Below are 23,187 nucleotides of genomic sequence, written 5' to 3'. Positions count from 1 at the left end.
GGAAGACGTATACTTAGATCTCCATATCCCTTTGTTATCTGCGTACACGTTTTTTGGCAGATGAAGCCTGTGCTTTAGGGGATGGACGGGAGCTCTTACCCTTTTTGGAGGGCAAACGACCGTACGCAATCGCATAACGTTTGATCTTCCGGTAAGCCCCCTTGTCCGGTAATAAGCCAAAAGCGTAAATGCCTGGCAGTGTGTTGACTTCAAGAATCCAGGGACGCCCTGCTTCGTCTAGCGCAATATCAATACCAATCTCTTTGAGTCTTGGAAATGATGTTTGCAATTGCACAGCGGTATGAATTCCTAAGCGGTACAGCTCGGTGCGAAGTTTTTTGAAGCCATCCTGGTGAAGATGGGGGAGTACAAGTTCTTCAAACGTGGCCAATCGCCCACCACCATGAATGTTAGTGATGATTTTGCCTGGGGCAGCAATACGTCCCAGAACACCTGTTGTTTCCCAGTTGTGTTGCAGATTTTTCTGAGTTAACACACGCAAGTCAAAAGGCAAATTTTCATGCTTCATCAGCGAGATTCCCTGTTGAATGATATATTCACGTTCCTGAATACGATCATTCAGTGCTCGTTCGAGTTCGTCCAGGGAATGAAATGATCTCTCCTCTGTACCGTATTGGAGATGATATGTTGTTGTGAGATAGGTAGCTCTGGAGATAACAGCACTTGCTTCGGGTTCATCAGGCAGGTTTCGATCATTGGTTTCTTCCGAAACCTCTGCATCTGTGGTGGAATCTTCGGAATTAACAACAGGTTCGTATAAACGGGTTGTTCTCACCCGCATAACGCCATTACCGTAAGTGCCACGGTCCGGTTTGATATAGTTGGACTCAAATAATTCAGTCATTCGTTCCAGAGTTTGACGGCTATATTTTCGGGTCACTGGGATATATTCGTTCACAATGCGACTGCGTTGTAACACGGCTGTTTTGGCCCATTTGCTGGAGACGCGTTGGATACCCAAGATTCATCAGTCCTTTCATGTTTTGTTCAGTTCTAAAGAGGGACCAGACACGGAGAAATCAAAGGACAAGAGACGATTTCAGTGGTATAATAGAGAAATATGGCGTTTTGTGCGATGAGCTGCACAATTTGCAGTTTGATCGTAGGACGGGAATGGCTTTAGCCTCGGTAGGCACAGTACATATGCCGTTTTTCTAGCATTGTATGTGCAATTGGGGAGGAAGGCAGGGCGTATCCCCAGACACGCAGAAGTTCCCGGAAGAAAGGCTATTGCCCAGCGGACGTTTAATTGTGTAACTTTTGTGAAAGTAATATAATAAAGAGTAGCGTTCTTGCGCGGTTTTAGCCTTGTTAGGCTTTTCACATATAATCAACTTTTTTGCATGACGGAATGGAACGTTTGTTGAAGGACAAGAAGGAGGTCCAGCATGGCGGAAGAAATGAACTCTCAGATTACAGATCGGGATATAGGCGTCGAGATGCGTGAATCGTTTATGGATTATGCGATGAGCATCATCGTTAGCCGTGCCTTACCTGACGTGCGTGATGGATTGAAGCCGGTTCACCGGCGTATTCTGTACGCGATGTCAGAGCTCGGCATGACACCCGATAAACCACATAAAAAATCAGCCAGAATCGTCGGCGAAGTTATCGGTAAGTATCACCCACACGGTGACTCTGCTGTTTACGAGACGATGGTACGGATGGCACAGGATTTCTCCCTGCGTTATATGCATGTAGATGGACATGGTAACTTTGGATCGGTCGATGGTGATATGGCAGCAGCCATGCGTTATACCGAAGCACGTTTGTCCAAGATTGCTATGGAAATGCTCAGAGATATCAACAAGGATACGATTGATTTCCAACCAAACTATGACGGTGAAGAACATGAGCCAATCGTTCTGCCTGCTCGTTTTCCTAACTTGCTTGTCAATGGGGTCGGCGGGATCGCGGTAGGTATGGCTACCAATATTCCTCCTCATAACCTGGGTGAGGTCATTGATGGTGTACAGGCCATGATTCAAAATCCGGACATTACATCCATGGAACTCATGGATTACATTCAAGGACCAGACTTCCCTACGTCCGGCTACATTTTGGGCCGTTCAGGCATTCGCCAGGCGTATCAGACCGGACGTGGTTCAGTAACGATGCGGGCTAAAACCAACATCGAAGAGAACAACAACAAGGCGCGAATTATCGTTACAGAGTTGCCTTATCAGGTAAACAAGGCGAGACTTGTTGAGAAAATCGCCGAGTTGGTACGTGATAAAAAGATTGATGGTATTACTGACCTTCGTGATGAGTCTGACCGTAATGGTATGCGGGTTGTAATTGAACTTCGCAGAGACGTGAATCCGGGGGTTGTCCTGAACAACCTGTACAAACATACATCGATGCAATCCACTTTCGGGATTAACATGCTTGCGATTGTTAATAAAGAACCTAAAATTCTGAACTTGCGTGAAGTGTTGTATCACTATCTGCAGCATCAGATTGAGGTTATTCGCAGACGTACGCAGTTTGAACTGAAAAAGGCTGAAGCTCGTGCACACATTCTAGAAGGTTTACGTATTGCGTTGGATCATATCGACGAGATTATTACGTTGATTCGTTCATCCAGTAATGCGGATGCAGCAAGAGAAGGTTTGATTGAGCGCTTCTCACTCAGTCATGATCAGGCTCAAGCTATTCTCGATATGCGTTTGCAACGCCTCACAGGTCTGGAACGCGAACGTATTGAAAATGAATATAACGAACTGATGGTCAAAATCAGAGAGTATCGCGAAATTCTGGCCAATGAGCATCTGGTGCTTGAGATTATCAGTACGGAGCTGCAAGAGATCCGCGACCGCTTCAGCGATGATCGTCGTACAGAGATCACTGTAGGCGAAGAGAGCATTCTGGATGAGGACCTGATTCCACGTGAAGAGGTTATCATTACGATTACTCATACAGGCTACGTGAAACGTCTGCCGGTATCCACATACCGCAGCCAGAAACGTGGTGGACGTGGGGTCGTGGGTATGGATACAAAAGATACCGACTTTGTCGAGCATCTGTTTGTGACCAACTCCCACAATTACCTCATGTTCTTCACTGACAAAGGTAAAGTGTACCGTCTCAAAGCTTACGAGATTCCAGAGCTTGGACGTACCGCTCGGGGAACGCCGATTATCAACCTGATCCAGATCGAGCAGGGCGAATCGGTCAATGCCGTAATTCCGGTCCAGGAATTCGAAAGTGACAGATATTTGTTCTTTGCTACCCGCCAAGGGGTTGTGAAGAAGACGCCACTTGAGGATTACACCAATATCCGCAAAGGCGGCTTGATCGGTATTTCCTTACGTGATGATGACGTTCTGATCGATGTTAAGCTGACCGATGGATTGCAAGAGATCATCATGGGTACAGCTCACGGAATGTCTATTCGATTCTCGGAAGGTAATGTACGTTCCATGGGACGTAGCGCAACCGGGGTCAAAGGGATTACATTGGATGAACAGGATGCTGTTATCGGCATGGATGTAGTTGATAAAGAGCTTGATGTTCTGATCGTTACAGCCAAAGGTTATGGTAAACGTACACCTGTCAATGATTATCGGATGCAGACTCGTGGCGGTAAAGGGATCAAGACTATTAATGTCACAGAGAAGAACGGCTCAGTAGTCAGTCTCAAAATGGTTAAAACCGAAGAGGATCTGATGATTATCACGTCCAGCGGTACGTTGATCCGGATGAGCATGGAAGGCATATCCACTATGGGTCGATACACGCAGGGTGTTAAGCTGATTCATATTCGTGACGAGGATTCAGTAGCTACAGTCAGCCGAATTGACAAAAATGAAGAGGAACCAGACGATGAGTCGCTTGAAGGCTTGGAAGGCGAGGAGTCCCAAGCTCCGGTAGTAAGCTTGGAAGAAGGCACCGTTTCTGACGCTGAGGTTAATGAAGTTGAGGGCGACGACGATTCCGGTTCGGAAGCATAAAATAGAATTTTATAAAGACTGATCTCTTTGAGATTGGCAGAAGATTGCGAGGGCTCCCACGGGGAGCCCTCTTGTTTGTATAAAGGAATCTCTTCTTTTATTCTTCCGAATCTGGGATGTACAGCCTGATTCCTGAGTAATATAATGGGAAATATCATGAAAAACCGGGACTATGGTCTTGTTTGTATTAACATAGAAGAACGATGAGTGAGGGGAATACACATGGGATTAATCACCCTGTCAGAAGTCAAACCAGGACTCAAACTTGGGAGTGATGTGCAAACACTTCGCGGCAACGTTCTGCTTCAGAAGGGAAAAGTCATTTTACCCAAGGATATGGAAGTGCTCAAAGCCTTTATGATTCAACAGGTAGATATTGAACAAGAAAGAACGGTGTCGAGTAGTACAGGAACCAAAGGTGCATCTGTGTCCGCAGGAAGTTCTGCCAATGACAACAATGGTGAACGGACAGGGAAGACAGGGAACGTCACCACAGCTCCTGTAGTAACGTCTTTGCAGGATGAGTATGAGAAGATGGTCGGACTAACCAAAAATGCTTTCCTGTCCTCTCTGGCGGCTGAATTACCGGTCTATGAGTTACGTACACAGTTGGAGGCAGTGTTTGCACATCTCAAACAATATAATGTGCTTACTTTCAGTCCACGAGTAATGCAAGAGCATGATTATGTATATCACCATGCCGTACTGAGTGCGATCACATCCTATCAACTGGCTCAATGGATCGATCTCCCCTCCAAGGATTGGATGCAAGTGGCTTTTGCAGGCTTGTTCCATGATATTGGTAACAACAAGGTAGATCCGCAGATACTCCATAAACCATCCACGTTGACGGCCACAGAGCAGGAAGAGATTCGTCAGCATACGAAATATGGTTATCAGATCCTTAAACAGGCAAAGGCCATTAATGAGGGAGCTAGACTTGCAGCTTTACAGCATCATGAAAAAGTGGATGGTTCAGGCTACCCGTTGCAGCTTAGTGGGACGCAGATTCATATTTATGCCAAGATTGTAGCTATCGCTGATATTTTCCACGCCATGACGCTGGAGAAGATCTACCGCAAGGCACAATCACCATACCTAGTCCTAGAACAGATCCAAAGTGAGGCATTTGGGAAATTGGACCCTGCAATTGTAAGTGTATTTGTTCAACGGTCGACCCAGATCCATAATGGCATCCGAGTAAAACTCAGCAATAACCAAATTGGAGAGATCGTATTCTCTGATCGAGATCATCCTACACGGCCTATGGTGTCAGTAGAAGGAACCATCATTAATCTGATGCAGCAACGGCAGCTTCACATCCAAGAGGTTATCGGATAACAATAGATATTAAAGTAAATTTATGAGAGGGTCTTTCTTTTATAGAGAGGCCTTTTACGTGAGATAAATGTGGAAATGTAGAAAAAAACAAAAAGATTATAGAAAGATATATAATTAATCAAAAAAAGACTTGCATTCAATATCTGTACATGATATATTCTAATTCCGGCCAAGAAAACACGGTATACACGGTGCGGCAAGCGAATGAAATAAGCTTCGAAAGAAACTTAAAAAAAGAGCTTGCAAAGTTGGTTCGGATGTGATAAGATATAAAAGTTGCTGAAGAGAACAACATTCGGTAACAAAATAAGTTTGATCTTTGAAAACTGAACAACGAGTGAGTAAACATTCTGCTTGCAGAATGAACGCAAAAGTTTGAGACAAGCCTTGGCTTGAATCGGCTGGAGCACAAATGAGATTTTTAATCTCGTCAGATTCAAAATGAGCTTATCGCTCTTTTCAATACTTTATTGGAGAGTTTGATCCTGGCTCAGGACGAACGCTGGCGGCATGCCTAATACATGCAAGTCGAGCGGACTTGAAGAGAAGCTTGCTTCTCGGATAGTTAGCGGCGGACGGGTGAGTAACACGTAGGCAACCTGCCCTCAAGTTTGGGACAACTACCGGAAACGGTAGCTAATACCGAATAATTGTTTTCTTCGCCTGAAGAGAACTGGAAAGACGGAGCAATCTGTCACTTGGGGATGGGCCTGCGGCGCATTAGCTAGTTGGTGAGGTAACGGCTCACCAAGGCGACGATGCGTAGCCGACCTGAGAGGGTGATCGGCCACACTGGGACTGAGACACGGCCCAGACTCCTACGGGAGGCAGCAGTAGGGAATCTTCCGCAATGGGCGAAAGCCTGACGGAGCAATGCCGCGTGAGTGATGAAGGTTTTCGGATCGTAAAGCTCTGTTGCCAGGGAAGAACGCTTGGGAGAGTAACTGCTCTCAAGGTGACGGTACCTGAGAAGAAAGCCCCGGCTAACTACGTGCCAGCAGCCGCGGTAATACGTAGGGGGCAAGCGTTGTCCGGAATTATTGGGCGTAAAGCGCGCGCAGGCGGTCATTTAAGTCTGGTGTTTAATCCCGGGGCTCAACCCCGGATCGCACTGGAAACTGGGTGACTTGAGTGCAGAAGAGGAGAGTGGAATTCCACGTGTAGCGGTGAAATGCGTAGATATGTGGAGGAACACCAGTGGCGAAGGCGACTCTCTGGGCTGTAACTGACGCTGAGGCGCGAAAGCGTGGGGAGCAAACAGGATTAGATACCCTGGTAGTCCACGCCGTAAACGATGAGTGCTAGGTGTTAGGGGTTTCGATACCCTTGGTGCCGAAGTTAACACATTAAGCACTCCGCCTGGGGAGTACGGTCGCAAGACTGAAACTCAAAGGAATTGACGGGGACCCGCACAAGCAGTGGAGTATGTGGTTTAATTCGAAGCAACGCGAAGAACCTTACCAGGTCTTGACATCTGAATGACCGGTGCAGAGATGTACCTTTTCTTCGGAACATTCAAGACAGGTGGTGCATGGTTGTCGTCAGCTCGTGTCGTGAGATGTTGGGTTAAGTCCCGCAACGAGCGCAACCCTTATATTTAGTTGCCAGCACTTCGGGTGGGCACTCTAGATAGACTGCCGGTGACAAACCGGAGGAAGGTGGGGATGACGTCAAATCATCATGCCCCTTATGACCTGGGCTACACACGTACTACAATGGCCGGTACAACGGGCTGCGAAATCGCGAGATGGAGCCAATCCCAACAAAGCCGGTCTCAGTTCGGATTGCAGGCTGCAACTCGCCTGCATGAAGTCGGAATTGCTAGTAATCGCGGATCAGCATGCCGCGGTGAATACGTTCCCGGGTCTTGTACACACCGCCCGTCACACCACGAGAGTTTATAACACCCGAAGTCGGTGGGGTAACCGCAAGGAGCCAGCCGCCGAAGGTGGGATAGATGATTGGGGTGAAGTCGTAACAAGGTAGCCGTATCGGAAGGTGCGGCTGGATCACCTCCTTTCTATGGAGAATCGTTTCCTGCAACGGAAACATTCAAATACGCAGCTTAGCTGCAAAACACTCACTCGTTGCTCAGTTTTGAGAGCTCAAACTCTCAAACAGCTTGCTTTTGCATGGAGCTTGTTCTTTGAAAACTAGATATCGAAACGAAACAAACGCGAATTAGAACATTCCTTTAAGCTGAACTTGTGCAAACAAGTCAAGTGTATAAAGGTAGTTAAATTGCTTTTGTGATGGTATCGGGTGAGAGCGACTTTTGGCTTTGCGCAAGCAAAACAAGGGAAGCGAGCGACCGAAACCGGAACAAAATGGTTAAGCTACTAAGAGCACACGGAGGATGCCTAGGCGCTAGGAGCCGATGAAGGACGTGGCGAACAACGAAACTGCCTCGGGGAGCTGTAAGCAAGCTTTGATCCGGGGGTGTCCGAATGGGGAAACCCAGCTGGGGTAATTTCCAGTTACTCATAACTGAATACATAGGTTATGCAGAGGCATACCAGGGGAACTGAAACATCTAAGTACCCTGAGGAAGAGAAAACAATAGTGATTCCGTCAGTAGCGGCGAGCGAACGCGGAGAAGCCCAAACCAAAGAGCTTGCTCTTTGGGGTTGTGGGACGTCTCACATGGAGTTACAAAGGAACCGGTTAAGCGAAGAGGTCTGGAAAGGCCCGCCAAAGAAGGTAAAAGCCCTGTAGTTGAAAGTCTGTTCCCTCCGAGACGGATCCCGAGTAGTGCGGGGCACGTGAAACCCCGTATGAATCCGGCAGGACCATCTGCCAAGGCTAAATACTTCCTAGCGACCGATAGTGAAGCAGTACCGTGAGGGAAAGGTGAAAAGCACCCCGGAAGGGGAGTGAAATAGAACCTGAAACCGTGTGCTTACAAAAAGTCAGAGCCCGTTTTAGGGGTGATGGCGTGCCTTTTGTAGAATGAACCGGCGAGTTACGTTCCCGTGCAAGGTTAAGGTGAAGAGCCGGAGCCGCAGCGAAAGCGAGTCTGAATAGGGCGAGTTAGTACGTGGACGTAGACCCGAAACCGGGTGATCTACCCCTGTCCAGGGTGAAGGTGCGGTAACACGCACTGGAGGCCCGAACCCACGCATGTTGAAAAATGCGGGGATGAGGTGGGGGTAGCGGAGAAATTCCAATCGAACTCGGAGATAGCTGGTTCTCCCCGAAATAGCTTTAGGGCTAGCCTCGGAAAACAGAGTCGTGGAGGTAGAGCACTGATTGGGTGCGGGGCCCGCAAGGGTTACCAAGCTCAGTCAAACTCCGAATGCCATAGACTTACTTCCGGGAGTCAGACAGTGAGTGCTAAGATCCATTGTCAAAAGGGAAACAGCCCAGACCATCAGCTAAGGTCCCCAAGTGTGTGTTAAGTGGGAAAGGATGTGGAGTTGCACAGACAACCAGGATGTTGGCTTAGAAGCAGCCATCATTGAAAGAGTGCGTAATAGCTCACTGGTCGAGTGACTCTGCGCCGAAAATGTAACGGGGCTAAACACACCACCGAAGCTATGGCTTGATGCTTTGCATCAGGGGTAGGGGAGCGTTGTATAAGGGTTGAAGGTGTACCGTAAGGAGCGCTGGACATTATACAAGTGAGAATGCCGGTATGAGTAACGAAAAGATCAGTGAGAATCTGATCCGCCGAAAGCCTAAGGGTTCCTGAGGAAGGCTCGTCCGCTCAGGGTAAGTCGGGACCTAAGGCGAGGCCGAAAGGCGTAGTCGAAGGACAACAGGTCGAAATTCCTGTACCACCGTAAGCCGTTATGAGCAATGGGGGGACGCAGTAGGGTAGTGACGCGGACTGATGGATGTCCGTCTAAGCAGTAAGGCTGATGTGTAGGCAAATCCGCACATTGTAAGGCTGAGCTGTGATGGGGAGCGAAAATTATAGTAGCGAAGGTCATGATCTCACACTGCCAAGAAAAGCCTCTAGCCAGGTGATGGTGCCCGTACCGCAAACCGACACAGGTAGGCGAGAAGAGTATTCTAAGGCGCGCGGAAGAACTCTCGTTAAGGAACTCGGCAAAATGACCCCGTAACTTCGGGAGAAGGGGTGCCCCGGTAGTGTGAATAGCACGAGGGGGCCGCAGTGAAAAGGCCCAAGCGACTGTTTAGCAAAAACACAGGTCTGTGCGAAGCCGTAAGGCGAAGTATACGGGCTGACGCCTGCCCGGTGCTGGAAGGTTAAGGGGAGTGGTTAGGAGCAATCCGAAGCTGTGAACCGAAGCCCCAGTAAACGGCGGCCGTAACTATAACGGTCCTAAGGTAGCGAAATTCCTTGTCAGGTAAATTCTGACCCGCACGAATGGCGTAACGACTTGGGCGCTGTCTCAACGAGAGATCCGGTGAAATTTTAATACCTGTGAAGATGCAGGTTACCCGCGACAAGACGGAAAGACCCCATGGAGCTTTACTGCAGCTTGATATTGAATTTGGGTACGATCTGTACAGGATAGGTGGGAGCCTTTGAAACGTGAGCGCCAGCTTGCGTGGAGGCAACGTTGGGATACCACCCTGATCGTATCTAGGTTCTAACCTGGTACCGTAATCCGGTGCGGGGACAGTGTCAGGTGGGCAGTTTGACTGGGGCGGTCGCCTCCTAAAGAGTAACGGAGGCGCCCAAAGGTTCCCTCAGAATGGTTGGAAATCATTCGAAGAGTGCAAAGGCATAAGGGAGCTTGACTGCGAGACCTACAAGTCGAGCAGGGACGAAAGTCGGGCTTAGTGATCCGGTGGTACCGCATGGAAGGGCCATCGCTCAACGGATAAAAGCTACCCTGGGGATAACAGGCTTATCTCCCCCAAGAGTCCACATCGACGGGGAGGTTTGGCACCTCGATGTCGGCTCATCGCATCCTGGGGCTGAAGTAGGTCCCAAGGGTTGGGCTGTTCGCCCATTAAAGCGGTACGCGAGCTGGGTTCAGAACGTCGTGAGACAGTTCGGTCCCTATCTGTCGTGGGCGTAGGAAATTTGAGAGGAGCTGTCCTTAGTACGAGAGGACCGGGATGGACGTACCGCTGGTGTACCAGTTGTTCCGCCAGGAGCACCGCTGGGTAGCTATGTACGGACGGGATAAACGCTGAAAGCATCTAAGCGTGAAGCCCCCCTCAAGATGAGATTTCCCAGTATGTAAGACCCCTTGAAGACGACGAGGTAGATAGGCTGGGGGTGGAAGTGCAGCAATGCATGGAGCTGACCAGTACTAATCGGTCGAGGGCTTATCCAATAGCAAGTGATAATTCGCATGTTTCGTTTCGAATCTAGTTTTCAGAGAACGATCTCTGAATGTAAGCTAAGCGTTGCGTTTGGTGGCGATGGCGGAGGGGTTCCACACGTACCCATCCCGAACACGACCGTTAAGCCCTCTAGCGCCGATGGTACTTGGACCGCAGGGTCCTGGGAGAGTAGGACGCCGCCAAGCAAAGAACCACTGCCGATGTTATTCGGTGGTGGTTTTTATTTGTTTATAAGGATTAAATATGATAAGCGGAAGCTCTGACACGATCGATACTGGAAGGTAACATTTTTGTTACGGATAACAGCGGCAAAACCAGTATAATAGGACTATGTTAAATATGCTAAAAGTACCTGACCACAGAGCTGGAATGTGCAGCTGTGAAAAGGAGGGTGTGTGTGTTAAGTTGGCGGAGACTTGGACTACAATCATTTCTGTTGCTTTGTTTGACCGTTGTTCTAGCAGGATGCGGTGAAGCTTCAGGATCTGTATGGACTTCATATGAAGGTGCGGTGAACGAGAAGAGTTTTCCGGTGCCAAAAGTAGCGAATAAATCTGACCAGTCTGAAAATAATTCGGATATGGATTATGTTCGATATACGCTGTCTGGTATTAGTGAGAGTACTAGCTTGCCTGAGGTATATCTAGACGAGATTAAAAGCTGGGGTTGGACAGAGAGGCAAGCCAAGGGTACATCCAATGAATCCAGTACCTTGCGTGTATTTGCAAAGGAAGGACATACTGTGCATTTAGCAGTACATGATGGTTCCTTTACACTAATGGTTCCTAGAAATGATGCTACTCAAACGACAGTTAAATCATTGGCTGAAGATGATTAAGCTGGTTAAAGTATGGTTTAGTATGATTAATTAACGCTGTGATGTTCCTTATAATATAGTAAAGCTCCCGTGTACATGATCGGGGGCTTTTTGTTATTTAGCGAAGTAGGCCTTAGTAATGATGGGAGAAGCTATCACGTATGGTGGATCAGAGGTCATAAAGGTACAGAAGGAAGGAATGAGTAGTTTCCTTCCGTACATGTATAGGTGGTATGTGTGCTTGAAGCATAGGGGATTGTAGAGCGCTAAAAGTAGAGGGGGAGATATATAGTTGCATAGTGGTATTGAGGTAATGAATGGCTGATGGAAAGCAGCTTGAGGCATATAGAGCTGAGACTGAGTGAGAGATCGCTCAAAGGTGTAAGATCTACGAGATATCTGGGGTTATGAGGATATGGAGCAGCGGGAGGAAAAGAGGAGAAGAACGGAGCCTCGAGTGGGGATAACTCATTTAACTATGCCCATGCTGTGGATAATGGATGAGAAGGGAACAATAAATAAAGGTTATCCACTGTGGATAACCTTTATTTGAGCATGTGAGGCTGAGTCAACTGAACGATACACGATTATGTTTTTGCATCAGATTATTCGAAGGGCTCAGCGGTTATGTATTACAAGTAAGTAAGGTACATTGAGTATTGCATAAATGAGGGAGTGTTATTGCAGATAATATGAAACATCTTGTTCATTCAATTTGATGAGTCCGTCTTTACGCTCACGGGAGAGAACCATTACAACATACAAGCGAGGACCCAGCAACCACAAATGCCAGAAGATCAGCGAGAGGGTGAAGGACAATGGCGACCATATCAAACATACTGTAATGATACATAATCCAATCCAGCTCATGTTAAGGTGTACCCGGACAAACATACGGAAGCTAAAATGCTGATCAGGGATATAACCTAACCAGGGCATACGCATATTCCAGCGCCAGCGTTTGGCGTAAGAGGTACGGACCAGAAGTAATATCGTTCTGGCGATGACATAATGAATCCAGATGGTGATTGGACCTGCCAGTACAAAAAAGAAGAGGCCAGTCCAGGAGAATGCGAGTAGATTGAATAAGAGCATGATGACCGGCAGACACAGATAGCTGTAAATGACACTGCGGGCGATAGCCTTTTTTTTCAGAAGCCGGTATTGATAAAATGTTGCTTTATTCTCCGGTTCGGCGATCATACGATTATATATCCTCCTTCGGATTCACGTTTATGTGGGGTGGGTATTCGTTTTTCTTACACGAGTAAAAGGGAATGAATCATACATGTATGTATATATGAACCTTGTATCTCACGCCATGACGATTGTACAAGATATTGAGATTCGACGGAGCTTATCTCAGTATACTCCCGAATACATGGACTGTCAGGATTTGATATCGTTATCATGTATTATATATCGGCTGGGATTCCAAGTTTTTTTAAGGAAATTAAATATAAGTTTGAGTCAGGCCAAGGGATACGTGATGTAGAGGTAAATGCGATGGAATGTAGGATTACTGTATATACATAAGCAGGTGATGTTCTTGTAGGGAGAATGAATGTATTTTTCGGTACAGACACCCAAGAGGGGGTGGGCGAATATATATATTTTATAGAAAGAAAGCACTATGAAAATGTTTAAAATAATAGAAACTGTGCAATACTGATAGTAAACGTAAAACAAGGTGGGATGGTTCATGGAAGAACATGCCGAACACACATGTATTATCTGCGAGCAAAGAAAAAGAGAAGGCATTTTTATTGTATCTGAATTCATATGTGACACTTGTGAAGCAGAAATGGTTCATACCGACGCGCAGGATGCCAAGTACAATTATTTTATTCATCAAATGAAGCAAATTTGGGTACAAAAAAACGCATAATGAATGTTGCTAATAGAAGTAGAAGCGAAACATCACATTGTAACGATGCTGATGTGTATAGAGGCCCAATGGGCCTTTTTCTGTTTTTAAGAGTAGAGATTGTCTTGTTTGCCATCTTGGGAAGGCGTATGCTGATATAATGGTATAGATCATTTGCAGTAACGCGTGTGGAGATGGGGAAGAAGTGCGTTCCTTGGATTAGGAAGCATTTTAAAGCGCATAGGACGCACATAATATATGTACAGGATGGTTATTTCATGGAACATAAAAATAAATTAAGTAGTGCCCCTTTATATGAAGCGTTGCTTGCGTATCGTGATTCGAAGCAGCGTTCTTTTCATGTGCCTGGGCATAAGAATGGACAAGCTTATCGACATTTGGTAGAACAAGCAGAAGCAGGGCAACCTCGAGCTAAGGATATCGTTAATGAGGAACACCAGAACAACGGTGAGATTCAGAATGATGGAGGAAAGAATGTTAACCAGAAGGTAGAGCGTTTCAGTTCGGTGGGTGAACATGGGGCTGATCTGGAGAGTGTGGAACGACTCAGCGTTGAAGGGGCTCACTCGGAATTAGAACTGGTACCGGTGCGTTCATTTCTGGAGATGATGGAGATGGATGTTACGGAGATTACGGGCACCGACGATTTGCATCATCCGGAAGGTGTAATCCAGGAAGCACAGGAGCTTGCGGCAGATTGTTTTGGAGCGGAGGAGAGTTTCTTCCTTGTGGGAGGCAGTACTGCTGGTAATCTGTCCTTATTGCTCACCGTGTGTGACGAGCCAAACAGTATTGTACTGGTGCAACGAAATGTGCACAAATCGGTTATTCACGGGTTAATGCTGGCAGGCGCAAGAGCTGTATTTCTGGAGCCGTGGGTCGATCCTGCGTCTGGACTTGCGGTCATGCCGTCTGTGGAGACGGTTCAGGCTGCTGTCCAGTCCTATCCTGAGGCAAAGGGCGTGTTAGTCACTTTGCCCAATTATTACGGCATGGGCGCTGATCTGACGCCCATAGCCGAGGTATGCCACGCCGCTGGCATACCATTGCTCGTGGATGAAGCGCATGGCGCGCATTATGGGCAGCATCCGGAGCTGCCTGTCTCTGCACTGTCGTGCGGAGCAGACGGTGTAGTGCAGTCGACACATAAGATGCTGACGGCTTTCACCATGGGTGCCATGTTGCACATTCAGGGACCACTGTTAAACCGGTCCCTGTTAAGGCAACGCCTGGCCATGGTGCAAAGCTCAAGCCCATCATACCCGGTGATGGCTTCGCTTGATCTGGCGCGCCGGCTGCTGCACGTGCAGGGCGCGAACACATTCACGGCGGGGCTCACCGCCGTGAATGCCTTTAAGCGCGGCCTCGCGGAGCTGCCGCGCTTCCAGTTGCTGCAGCCTGCACAGCCGCTGCAGCCAGAACCGCCAGCCGGGACTGCGAAGCCGGCTGGCTTGTCCGTGTCCGCTGCGCAGCAGACACGGGAGGGTCTGACCGCGGCGGCGATGCCATCTGCCGCGGGGTATACCGCTCAGGACCCATTCAAGGCTGTCATCTATGACGGCGCAGGGGTGCTGAGCGGTTATGGGCTACAGCAGCAGCTGGAAGCGTGCGGCTGTGTGCCTGAGATGAGCGACGAACGGTACGTCGTCTTGCTCTTCAGCCTGGGCTCAACGGTGCAAGATGCTCAGCACCTGTTGCAGGCTTTACACCATATCAGCTCTGCCAACGGGCATGAGCAGGTCCAATCTAATGCAGTGCCATCGCAACAGATTGCGAAAGGTTCGGCACATTATATTTCCACGTGGAACAATTTACAAGAAAAAACTCGCTACTCGGAACCGATCTCCTTTACACTGCAACCGATTGTGGAGACGGATACGATCAATGTCCTGATAGAAAAAAGCGCGGGTTGTCGATCAGCCGAGATGGTTATTCCTTATCCTCCAGGGATTCCGCTTGTATATCCGGGTGAACGTATTAGTCCATCGATGGTGGCTCGTATACAACTCCTGCGGGATGAGGGTGCAAAGTTTCATGGGGTATCCGATGCATCTCTACAGTCATTGAAGGTCATGAAGGAATGAAGGGAACACATGAAGATCTGAATTGCATTCACCAATAGGTAGTTTATATGACCAATACGGATAGCGATATCAGACCCTACACATGTGAGGGTCTCTTGGTCATTAATTTAGTTGCTAGGGTGTGTCTTCAAACTCAGGCATGCAAGACGTTGAAGGATGTCAGGGTCCAACATCTTGAAATCAAGGATTGCTGATCCTGGCGAATTGTCCAGACGATTTTCTAAGGAATCGAGGACGTCTTATTTAGCCTTCGAGTCCTCCTTTTATTTTGTAAGAAACCTGAGACACGTTATTAACCAAAATCACCTAATAAACACGCTGTAAACGGCTGGTTATTCCAATATAGCGTCTTTCAGATTCCTTAGATTGCTGCGGGCGTTTCAAATCGCTAAATAAGACGTCACAGGGTCGTTAGCCCTCCCGCTCCGTGCCCTGCTCCAGACACATTCAGTTTGAAGACACGCTTTAGTTCAACTTATATAGATAGACATAAGAAAGAAGGGAACACTTTGGGTATTCCGCTAAAAAAATATACAGGAATAGTCCTGCAAGTTTTGTTGATGTACGGTTTTTATTGGATTGGAAACTTGATTCAAGCTGTATTACATCTGCCGTTAACAGGCAGTATTGTGGGCATGCTGGTATTGTTTGTCATCATTCAACTGGGATGGATCAGAATGAGCTGGGGAGAAGAAGGGTCGACGTGGCTTCAATCTCATCTGCAATTGTTGTTCATCCCGCCAACTGTGGGCATTATTAATCATTTTGATTTTTTTAGAGCCAACACATTGTTATTGGTTCTTGGTTTGATTGTTAGCACATTAATCACATGTCTGATATCTGCCAAATTAAGTGAGTGGCTTATGACATGGAGATCGTCTCATTCAGGCAAAAAGGAGGCGATCACTTGTCAGCATTCATCCTCGGAATTGGAATGATCGCGCTAACCATCGCTGTATATATTCCAGCCACTCGTCTATATAAAAGGCTGAAATGGCCGATCCTTATGCCTGTACTCACAACGACTGCCATCCTGATTCTGATCTTGGTGATTTCCGGTATAAAGCTGGATACCTACATGCTGGGTGGAAAATGGATACAGGAGCTTTTGGGACCAGCAGTCGTATCGCTCGCTTTTCCCTTGTCCAGACATCTGCATGTTCTGAAGCAAAATATCATTCCAATTGTGGGTGGAACAATCGGAGGCAGTATTACAGGTATCGCTACAGGCGCTTTAATCGCCATTCTGCTCGGCTATCCGCAAGAGATGGTCATCGCTTTATTGCCAAAATCAGTGACAACTCCTGTGGCTATTCAACTCGCTAATCAGGTTGGGGGGAATGCCTCATTCACATCGCTGTTTGTGATGATTGCAGGATTCTCAGGGATATTATTGGGGCCGATGCTCTTGAAATGGGCCAAGGTCCGCAGTAAACATGCCTATGGAATTGGACTGGGTTCAGCATCTCATGCCCTCGGCATGGCAAGGTCTTTTGAATATGGAGAGAATGCGGTAGCCCTCAGTTCAGTTTCCATGATTGTCAGTGCTATTGCCGGATCAATTATGCTTCCATTATGGGTATGGATTATCTACGGTTGAACGCTTTACTTTGTTGTTCATGTTGGAGTAACCGCTGACCTATAGTATGATAGAAAGAAACAAGCTTGTATGATCTTGGTGTTATTAATACGTACCGATATAGCTGTAGCTATACACCTCTGGGCGGGGGATATCATATCTTGTAGCAAGAGGGTCTAAGCATATTCAATTACAGCAGCAATAGATGCAATTATCGACATAGAAAGCAGGGAAGCATATGCAGGGCAGAGGTAAATTCATTACGCTGGAAGGGGGAGAGGGTTCCGGTAAAACAACGATGATCGGTAGAATAGGTTCTTATTTTGAAGAACGGGGTATACCTTACGTAGTTACGCGAGAGCCTGGTGGAATTGAGATTGCGGAGAAAATACGTTCAATTATTCTGGACCCTCTTCATACGGCAATGGATGCTCGAACCGAAGCACTATTGTATGCAGCTGCACGCAGCCAGCATCTGGCGGAGAAAGTAGAGCCTGCACTGAGAGCTGGAAAAGCAGTCATCTGTGACCGATTTGTCGATAGCAGTCTGGTCTATCAAGGCTACGCCCGTGAACTCGGGATAGAGAATGTATGGGCCATTAACCGTTTTGCGATTGGTGATCTCATGCCGGATGTGACCTTATATCTGGACATTGAGCCTGAAGTGGGGCTTGCCCGGATCGATGCTCATGATGGCCGCGAAGTGAACCGTCTGGATCTGGAAAATCTGGAGTTTCACCGTAAAGTGCGAGAGGGTTACTTCCTATTAAAAGAGCAGTTCCCAGAACGGATCAGAGTTATCGATGCTTCCATGAAGCAGGAGGATGTCTTGGCAGCAATGATTTTGTCGCTGGAGACAGGGATTTTGAAGGATTTTGACGAGTAATTGTCTAATATATAGACAGGGCATTTGATAAAGGTGCTTATTCTAAAGGAGGTTATGCAGGATGAAACTGATTGTTGCGATTATACAGGATAAAGACAGCAACCGATTATCCAGCGCATTGGTCAAAGCAAACTTTCGGGCGACGAAGCTTGCCAGTACGGGCGGATTTTTGAAGGCAGGCAACACGACGTTTATGATCGGTGTCGATGATGGTCAAGTCGAATCCGTAATGAACGTCATTCGCAGCAGCTGTAAGGTTCGTGAACAGCTCGTGACTCCGGTCACACCGATGAGTGGAACAACCGACTCTTACCTGCCGCTACCTGTTGAAGTTCAAGTAGGCGGAGCTACTGTATTTGTTCTCCCGGTAGATCGCTTCGAACATTTCTAATTAAACCTATTGCATGGATCCCATGAGGGTCCTTCATGATCGATAGCATGTTGGAAACGATGGATGCAAGAAGAGTTAACAGAGTTCGTGCGTGCCACTTACGGAGCGCCTTTTTTGACGAGAAAAATCAGCATACTCTTTCCGGATGAGCATTTCCCAGCTGGGGGAATGGTTCATTTCGGAAAGAGGTTGACTACAAAGAACTAGTCCTTGATGGTGATGTGTATCTACCATTATATATAGAGTGTGATCAGCATATATAAAAGCCTCATTCTCACGCACAGGCGCAACGCGCACTGTGCTGATGGGCGATTGGCTAACTATGATAGAAAGCGGGCGTATCCATGAAAATCAATCCTGGATTCAGACCGATTCAGAGCGGGATCAGTTCTACTGATTCAGGTTCCAAACCGGTTCAATCCAAAAATTTCTCTGATATGATGAATCACCAGGGGGAACGGGCCTCACAAGCTGAACTGAATCGCCGGTTTAGTGAAATCCAGCTTCAGGGAGATCGCTTGGCACGTTCCATGACGATTCGTGAACTGAAGGCGTATAAGCAACTTGTTAAAAGGTTCCTGGAAGAGACCGTTCGTCGCGGTGTATCCATGAAAGAGACAAGGGGTTGGGATCGTCGTGGCAGAGGTAAGCGGTATAAGCTGATTGATGAAATTGACTCCGCTCTGTTATCCATGGCTGATGAATTGCTGGATACAGAAGAAGGAAAAATCTCTCTATTACAACAAGTAGGCGAAATTCGGGGGATGCTTATTAATTTAAGCTTCTGAGGAGGAAGTATGTCCTTTCAACAGATTATGGGTCAACAAGCGGCCAAGAAAATGTTACAAAGCAGTTTGAGACGTAAGGCAATAAGCCATGCGTATTTGTTTAGCGGTCCAGCTGGTAGCGGGCAACGGAAGACGGCAATTACCTTTGCCAAGGCAATATTCTGTACAGAGCTTGAAGATGACGCTTGTGGGCAGTGTCTTGAATGTCGTAAGGTAGATCATGGTAACCATCCGGATCTAACCATGCTTGCACCAGATGGAAACAACATTAAAATAGATCAAATCCGGGATCTGCAGCGTATCTTTTCATACCGATCAGAGGCAGGCCATCCCAAAGTATATATTATAGAACAAGCCGAGAAAATGACGGTGCAGGCAGCAAACAGTTTGCTCAAATTTCTGGAGGAACCGCAGGTACCAGCAGTCGGCATCCTGATTACAGATAATGGACAGGCCATGTTGCCAACGATCCGCTCACGCTCCCAATTGGTACCGTTCAGCGCACTGAATCCGGAAGAGATGCTGCAATCACTAATTGAGGAAGGGCATCCTGCCAATCTGGCTCGCTCTGCCGTCCATTTAGCGTCAGGATTGGAAGCATGTAGAGAAATTCTCCAGCAGAATTGGTTTGCAGAAATTAGAAACGTAATGTTACAATTAGGGAAGGAGTCCCTGGGTAGAGGAAGTACATCATTGATCTCTGCACAGCAGAAGCTTTTTAAAACCGGACTCTCTGAACACCTGGACATGCTGCTTAGTTTGTTCCATCTATGGTTTAGGGACATGCTGTATGTTCAGTACGATAGGCATGAACATATCGTTTTTATAGATCAGTTAGACATGTTATCTCAGTTGGCACATACCCGCAGCACAGAGCAGTGGGTCTCCTATATGGATATGGCCGCAGCATGCAGAAAAAAATTGCGTTTCAACGTCAATGGCCAGCTTTGTCTGGAGCAATTTTTGATCGGTTTGGCATAAGACTGGGAGAGGGCAAAGTTAGCTCCAATCATATGCAAACGGTTATAACTTCGGCCGGTTCCCTAAGAAGACGGGGCTTCAGACGAAGTGGGGTTGGCTTACAAGGGGGTTAATTTTTTGTACAGTGTAGTGGGTGTCCGTTTCAAAAAAGCGGGCAAAATTTATTACTTCGATCCCCTGGACCTTCCCATTGAGAAAGAAAACTGCGTTATCGTGGAGACAGCGCGGGGGGTTGAGTACGGTAAGGTTGTCGTAGGTAAGAAGGAAGTGGGCGAGTCCGATGTGGTGTTGCCGCTGAAGAAAGTCATCCGCGTTGCGGGCGATACAGATGCCCGTGTGGTTGATGAGAACAAACGTGCAGCCAAAGAAGCATTCGGTACTTGTTTAAATAAAATCAAAGACCATGGCCTCAAAATGAAGCTGGTCGATGTGGAATTTACGTTTGATCGCAATAAAATTATATTTTATTTTACAGCTGAAGGAAGAGTTGATTTCCGGGAGCTGGTCAAGGATCTGGCAAGCATATTCCGGACACGAATCGAGCTGAGACAGATTGGTGTACGTGATGAAGCGAAGATGCTTGGCGGAATCGGACCTTGCGGCCGTGTGTTGTGTTGTTCTTCCTGGCTGGGAGACTTTGAGCCGGTATCAATCAAGATGGCTAAAGATCAGAGCCTGTCACTGAATCCGACGAAAATTTCAGGGTTGTGCGGAAGACTCATGTGCTGTCTGAAATTTGAGCATGATAACTATGAAAGTGTGAGAGAAGAACTGCCAGCTGTAGGCAAATTGGTCGTCACCTCATTGGGTGAAGGAAAAGTTGTCGGAATTAATGCCGGTAGCCGCACAGTCCATGTTCAACTGTTCGACATCAGTAAAGTCAAAGAACTTCCGCTGGATGACGTCGTTATCAAGTAAACCATAAAGGTTGCTTCGGGGTGGAAACTTGGAAAAGAAAAATCTGTTTACGCACATTCATGAAATGGAAACCCAACTGGGTCAGTTGCACGGTGATTTAGGAGAGTTAAAAATGATTGTGAAGGAGCTGCTTGAGGATAATCAGCGGCTTACCATCGAGAATGAGCAGTTACGCAAACTGCTCAAACGTGAGGCTCCGGCAGATCTGCCGATCTCATCAGCACTCGCTCCTGTAGCAAGACCAGCAGGTCCGGCTACAGGCGAGGATGTTGTGGGTGAAGGGTATGATAATCTGGCTCGGTTGTATCACGAAGGCTTCCATATCTGCAACGTCTATTATGGACATTTGCGGACGGAAGGCGATTGTCTGTTCTGCCTGTCTTTTTTGAATAAATGAAGTGACCGTAGGGATCCCCTACGGTTTTTTTTCAAGGTTATAAACCTAAACTAAACGAACATGAGATATAGAGTACCGGAGGATGAGCGTAACATATGGAAGAAAATGAAGTTGTGTTACATGAGTCAGAGCGGATTGATGATCTGCTCTCTCATGATCTGAGAATCATTCAAAGTGATGAAGTGTTTAGTTTTTCGATGGATGCCGTATTATTAGCCCGGTTTGCTTCCGTACCTAAACGGGGTCGTATACTTGATTTGTGTACGGGTAACGGGGTGGTTCCCATTTTGCTTACAACGCGTACGCAGGCTAGTCTGGAAGGGATCGAGATTCAGCCACGTTTGGCTGATATGGCGCGTCGCAGTGTGCAATTAAATGCATTGGATGAGTCGATTATGATTCGTGAAGGTGATTTGCGAGAACTCGTGAAAGAAACAGGACATGCTGTATACGATGCAATAACCGTTAATCCTCCATATATGCCTCTGAATGGCAGTGATCTCAAGATGAACACACATCAGGCAATGGCACGTCATGAGATCGGATGTACCCTGGAAGAAGTGATACAAGCTTGCAGTCGACTTGTACGTAATGGCGGCAAAGTATCGATGGTTCATCGTCCACAGCGCCTTGCAGAGATTATCTCACTCATGCGCGAATATAAGCTGGAACCAAAACGGATTCGGATGGTACATCCCCGTGCTCATTTGGAAGCCAACATGGTGTTAATTGAAGGAATGAAAGATGGTAAACCGGAAGTTAGGATGCTTCCTCCACTCATTGTCTACAATGAAGAGGGGAAATACTGCGAAGAGATTATGGATATTTACTATGGTCAGCAACATGCTGAGCGTACTACGAAAGGAGGGCTTTAGATGACTTTGCATATTCAAAAAAGCTATGCGGAGCAGCCTGAAGGATCAGGCAAGCTCTATCTGGTTGGAACACCCATTGGTAATCTGGAGGATATGACCTTCCGTGCCATCAAGACATTGCAGAGTTGTGACATCATTGCAGCAGAAGATACACGCCAGACCCGAAAGCTGCTTACCCATTTTGAAATTACACCTTCGATGCTGTTTAGTTATCATGAGCATAATAAGGGGGCGAGTGGACCTGAACTGATACGCTATATAATAGAAGGAAAAAATTTGGCACTCGTCAGCGATGCCGGTTTGCCAGCTATTTCGGACCCTGGTTCTGACCTTGTACAGCTTGCACTGGAAGCTGGAATAACGGTCATTCCCATCCCGGGGCCCAATGCTGCGTTGTCTGCTCTGATCGTGTCCGGATTACCGACGGAGCGTTTTACATTCGGCGGTTTTTTGCCGCGGGAGAAAAAGGACATGCGAAAAGTGCTGGAGGCGTTTGACGAATCCAACGGGACTTTGTTATTTTATGAATCGCCTCATCGTATTCGGAAAACATTAGTCCACCTTGAAGAAATTCTGGGTGATCGCTCGATTGTCCTGGCTCGTGAACTAACCAAGCGTCATGAGGAATTCGCAAGGGGTACTGTGAGGGAATGCATAGACTGGCTTGAAGAACATCCACCTCTTGGCGAGTACTGCTTGCTGGTAGAGGGCATTAAGGAAGAGGAGCGTAAGGCTGAGCGCGAAGCATGGTGGCAGCTCATGTCACTCGCGGATCATGTCAGCCATTATGAGGGTGAAGGACATAACCGCAAAGATGCAATGAAAAAAACGGCTACCGATCGCGGTCTGGCGAAGCGTGATGTATATAATGCATTAATCGAGTAGTAATCTAACCAAATATTTTCTGTTGTGGGGAACATAACCTGAAAAGAAGCTTATATCCAACCTTAGTGGAATATTAAAAAGAGCAGAGTGGCTAAAAAAAATTCCGAACAAATTTCAT

General features: G+C 47.1%; 17 protein-coding genes and 3 rRNA genes. 18 read left to right on the top strand and 2 right to left on the bottom strand.

The features are described from left to right. Positions 1–34 precede the first annotated feature (34 nt). The gene (locus tag MHI01_RS18670; RefSeq protein ID WP_315371195.1) at positions 35–982 is read right to left on the bottom strand and encodes a YheC/YheD family protein; all 948 of its coding nucleotides are present in this window, start codon (positions 980–982) and stop codon (positions 35–37) included. Positions 983–1,409: 427 nt separating this feature from the next. Here MHI01_RS18670 and gyrA point away from each other — a divergent pair, with 427 nt between their 5' ends. The 6 genes from gyrA to MHI01_RS18640 all read left to right on the top strand — a co-directional run bounded on the left by gyrA (position 1,410) and on the right by MHI01_RS18640 (position 11,418). Continuing rightward, positions 1,410–3,974, top strand: a complete 2,565-nt coding sequence (gyrA, locus tag MHI01_RS18665) for a DNA gyrase subunit A (RefSeq protein WP_074092904.1) — start codon at positions 1,410–1,412, stop codon at positions 3,972–3,974. 222 nt (positions 3,975–4,196) lie between these two features. Further along, positions 4,197–5,315: an HD-GYP domain-containing protein gene (locus MHI01_RS18660; protein WP_282319768.1), complete on the top strand. Its 1,119-nt coding sequence runs from the start codon at positions 4,197–4,199 to the stop codon at positions 5,313–5,315. Between the two features lie 467 nt (positions 5,316–5,782). After that, positions 5,783–7,335, top strand: a 16S ribosomal RNA gene (locus MHI01_RS18655). A gap of 309 nt (positions 7,336–7,644) precedes the next feature. Beyond that, positions 7,645–10,570: ribosomal RNA gene (locus MHI01_RS18650) — 23S ribosomal RNA — on the top strand. A 78-nt stretch (positions 10,571–10,648) separates the two neighbouring features. After that, positions 10,649–10,765: ribosomal RNA gene (gene rrf, locus MHI01_RS18645) — 5S ribosomal RNA — on the top strand. The 16S, 23S and 5S rRNA genes sit together here, the layout of an rRNA operon. Positions 10,766–10,977: 212 nt before the next feature. Continuing rightward, positions 10,978–11,418 carry a hypothetical protein gene (locus tag MHI01_RS18640; protein WP_017691399.1) on the top strand — a complete coding sequence of 147 codons (441 nt, stop codon included), beginning with the start codon at positions 10,978–10,980 and terminating at the stop codon, positions 11,416–11,418. 657 nt (positions 11,419–12,075) lie between these two features. Here MHI01_RS18640 and MHI01_RS18635 read toward each other — a convergent pair. Beyond that, positions 12,076–12,600, bottom strand: coding sequence for a hypothetical protein (locus MHI01_RS18635; RefSeq protein WP_036606136.1), 525 nt, complete (start codon positions 12,598–12,600; stop codon positions 12,076–12,078). Between the two features lie 499 nt (positions 12,601–13,099). On the opposite strand from MHI01_RS18635, the gene MHI01_RS18630 reads away from it, so the two are divergent. The 12 genes from MHI01_RS18630 (at position 13,100) to rsmI (ending at position 23,069) form a co-directional block, all read left to right on the top strand. Then, complete coding sequence (locus tag MHI01_RS18630; protein WP_017691396.1) at positions 13,100–13,285, top strand: sigma factor G inhibitor Gin; 186 nt, start codon at positions 13,100–13,102, stop codon at positions 13,283–13,285. 257 nt (positions 13,286–13,542) lie between these two features. Continuing rightward, positions 13,543–15,369, top strand: coding sequence for an aminotransferase class I/II-fold pyridoxal phosphate-dependent enzyme (locus MHI01_RS18625; protein WP_340983803.1), 1,827 nt, complete (start codon positions 13,543–13,545; stop codon positions 15,367–15,369). Between the two features lie 560 nt (positions 15,370–15,929). After that, the gene (locus tag MHI01_RS18620; RefSeq protein WP_340983802.1) at positions 15,930–16,307 is read left to right on the top strand and encodes a CidA/LrgA family protein; all 378 of its coding nucleotides are present in this window, start codon (positions 15,930–15,932) and stop codon (positions 16,305–16,307) included. Further along, positions 16,277–16,969 carry an LrgB family protein gene (locus tag MHI01_RS18615; protein ID WP_083685168.1) on the top strand — a complete coding sequence of 231 codons (693 nt, stop codon included), beginning with the start codon at positions 16,277–16,279 and terminating at the stop codon, positions 16,967–16,969. The genes MHI01_RS18620 and MHI01_RS18615 overlap by 31 nt, the downstream gene beginning before the upstream one ends. Before the next feature lie 217 nt (positions 16,970–17,186). Further along, a complete protein-coding gene (gene tmk, locus MHI01_RS18610) occupies positions 17,187–17,834 on the top strand; it encodes a dTMP kinase (protein WP_101315024.1) in 648 nt (215 codons plus the stop codon). Positions 17,835–17,895: 61 nt separating this feature from the next. Beyond that, positions 17,896–18,225 (top strand): cyclic-di-AMP receptor, encoded by a 330-nt coding sequence (locus MHI01_RS18605; RefSeq protein WP_017691391.1) that lies wholly within the window; start codon positions 17,896–17,898, stop codon positions 18,223–18,225. A 344-nt stretch (positions 18,226–18,569) separates the two neighbouring features. After that, positions 18,570–19,013, top strand: coding sequence for a YaaR family protein (locus MHI01_RS18600; protein ID WP_017691389.1), 444 nt, complete (start codon positions 18,570–18,572; stop codon positions 19,011–19,013). 9 nt (positions 19,014–19,022) lie between these two features. After that, positions 19,023–19,994, top strand: coding sequence for a DNA polymerase III subunit delta' (gene holB, locus MHI01_RS18595; RefSeq protein ID WP_036606132.1), 972 nt, complete (start codon positions 19,023–19,025; stop codon positions 19,992–19,994). 117 nt (positions 19,995–20,111) lie between these two features. Next, a complete protein-coding gene (locus MHI01_RS18590; RefSeq protein ID WP_017691387.1) occupies positions 20,112–20,912 on the top strand; it encodes a PSP1 domain-containing protein in 801 nt (266 codons plus the stop codon). A 28-nt stretch (positions 20,913–20,940) separates the two neighbouring features. Beyond that, positions 20,941–21,309, top strand: a complete 369-nt coding sequence (gene yabA / locus MHI01_RS18585; protein WP_017691386.1) for a DNA replication initiation control protein YabA — start codon at positions 20,941–20,943, stop codon at positions 21,307–21,309. Positions 21,310–21,404: 95 nt separating this feature from the next. Then, the gene (locus tag MHI01_RS18580) at positions 21,405–22,184 is read left to right on the top strand and encodes a tRNA1(Val) (adenine(37)-N6)-methyltransferase (protein WP_036606131.1); all 780 of its coding nucleotides are present in this window, start codon (positions 21,405–21,407) and stop codon (positions 22,182–22,184) included. Further along, complete coding sequence (gene rsmI / locus MHI01_RS18575; RefSeq protein WP_036606130.1) at positions 22,185–23,069, top strand: 16S rRNA (cytidine(1402)-2'-O)-methyltransferase; 885 nt, start codon at positions 22,185–22,187, stop codon at positions 23,067–23,069. Positions 23,070–23,187 lie beyond the last annotated feature (118 nt).

Origin of the sequence: Paenibacillus sp. FSL M7-0656 (genome assembly GCF_038003225.1) — a bacterium.
Lineage (GTDB): Bacteria > Bacillota > Bacilli > Paenibacillales > Paenibacillaceae > Paenibacillus > Paenibacillus amylolyticus.
Note: the sequence above shows the minus strand (reverse complement) of the source record. Positions and strands in the feature narration are given on the sequence as shown.

Coding starts and splice junctions, on each gene's coding strand:
- rsmI (WP_036606130.1), top strand. CDS start 22,185: ATGACTTTGCATATTCAAAAAAGCTATGCGGAGCAGCCTGAAGGATCA.
- MHI01_RS18580 (WP_036606131.1), top strand. CDS start 21,405: ATGGAAGAAAATGAAGTTGTGTTACATGAGTCAGAGCGGATTGATGAT.
- MHI01_RS18635 (WP_036606136.1), bottom strand. CDS start 12,600: ATGATCGCCGAACCGGAGAATAAAGCAACATTTTATCAATACCGGCTT.
- gyrA (WP_074092904.1), top strand. CDS start 1,410: ATGGCGGAAGAAATGAACTCTCAGATTACAGATCGGGATATAGGCGTC.
- MHI01_RS18600 (WP_017691389.1), top strand. CDS start 18,570: ATGAAAATCAATCCTGGATTCAGACCGATTCAGAGCGGGATCAGTTCT.
- MHI01_RS18605 (WP_017691391.1), top strand. CDS start 17,896: ATGAAACTGATTGTTGCGATTATACAGGATAAAGACAGCAACCGATTA.
- MHI01_RS18630 (WP_017691396.1), top strand. CDS start 13,100: ATGGAAGAACATGCCGAACACACATGTATTATCTGCGAGCAAAGAAAA.
- holB (WP_036606132.1), top strand. CDS start 19,023: ATGTCCTTTCAACAGATTATGGGTCAACAAGCGGCCAAGAAAATGTTA.
- MHI01_RS18620 (WP_340983802.1), top strand. CDS start 15,930: ATGTACGGTTTTTATTGGATTGGAAACTTGATTCAAGCTGTATTACAT.
- MHI01_RS18625 (WP_340983803.1), top strand. CDS start 13,543: ATGGAACATAAAAATAAATTAAGTAGTGCCCCTTTATATGAAGCGTTG.
- tmk (WP_101315024.1), top strand. CDS start 17,187: ATGCAGGGCAGAGGTAAATTCATTACGCTGGAAGGGGGAGAGGGTTCC.
- MHI01_RS18660 (WP_282319768.1), top strand. CDS start 4,197: ATGGGATTAATCACCCTGTCAGAAGTCAAACCAGGACTCAAACTTGGG.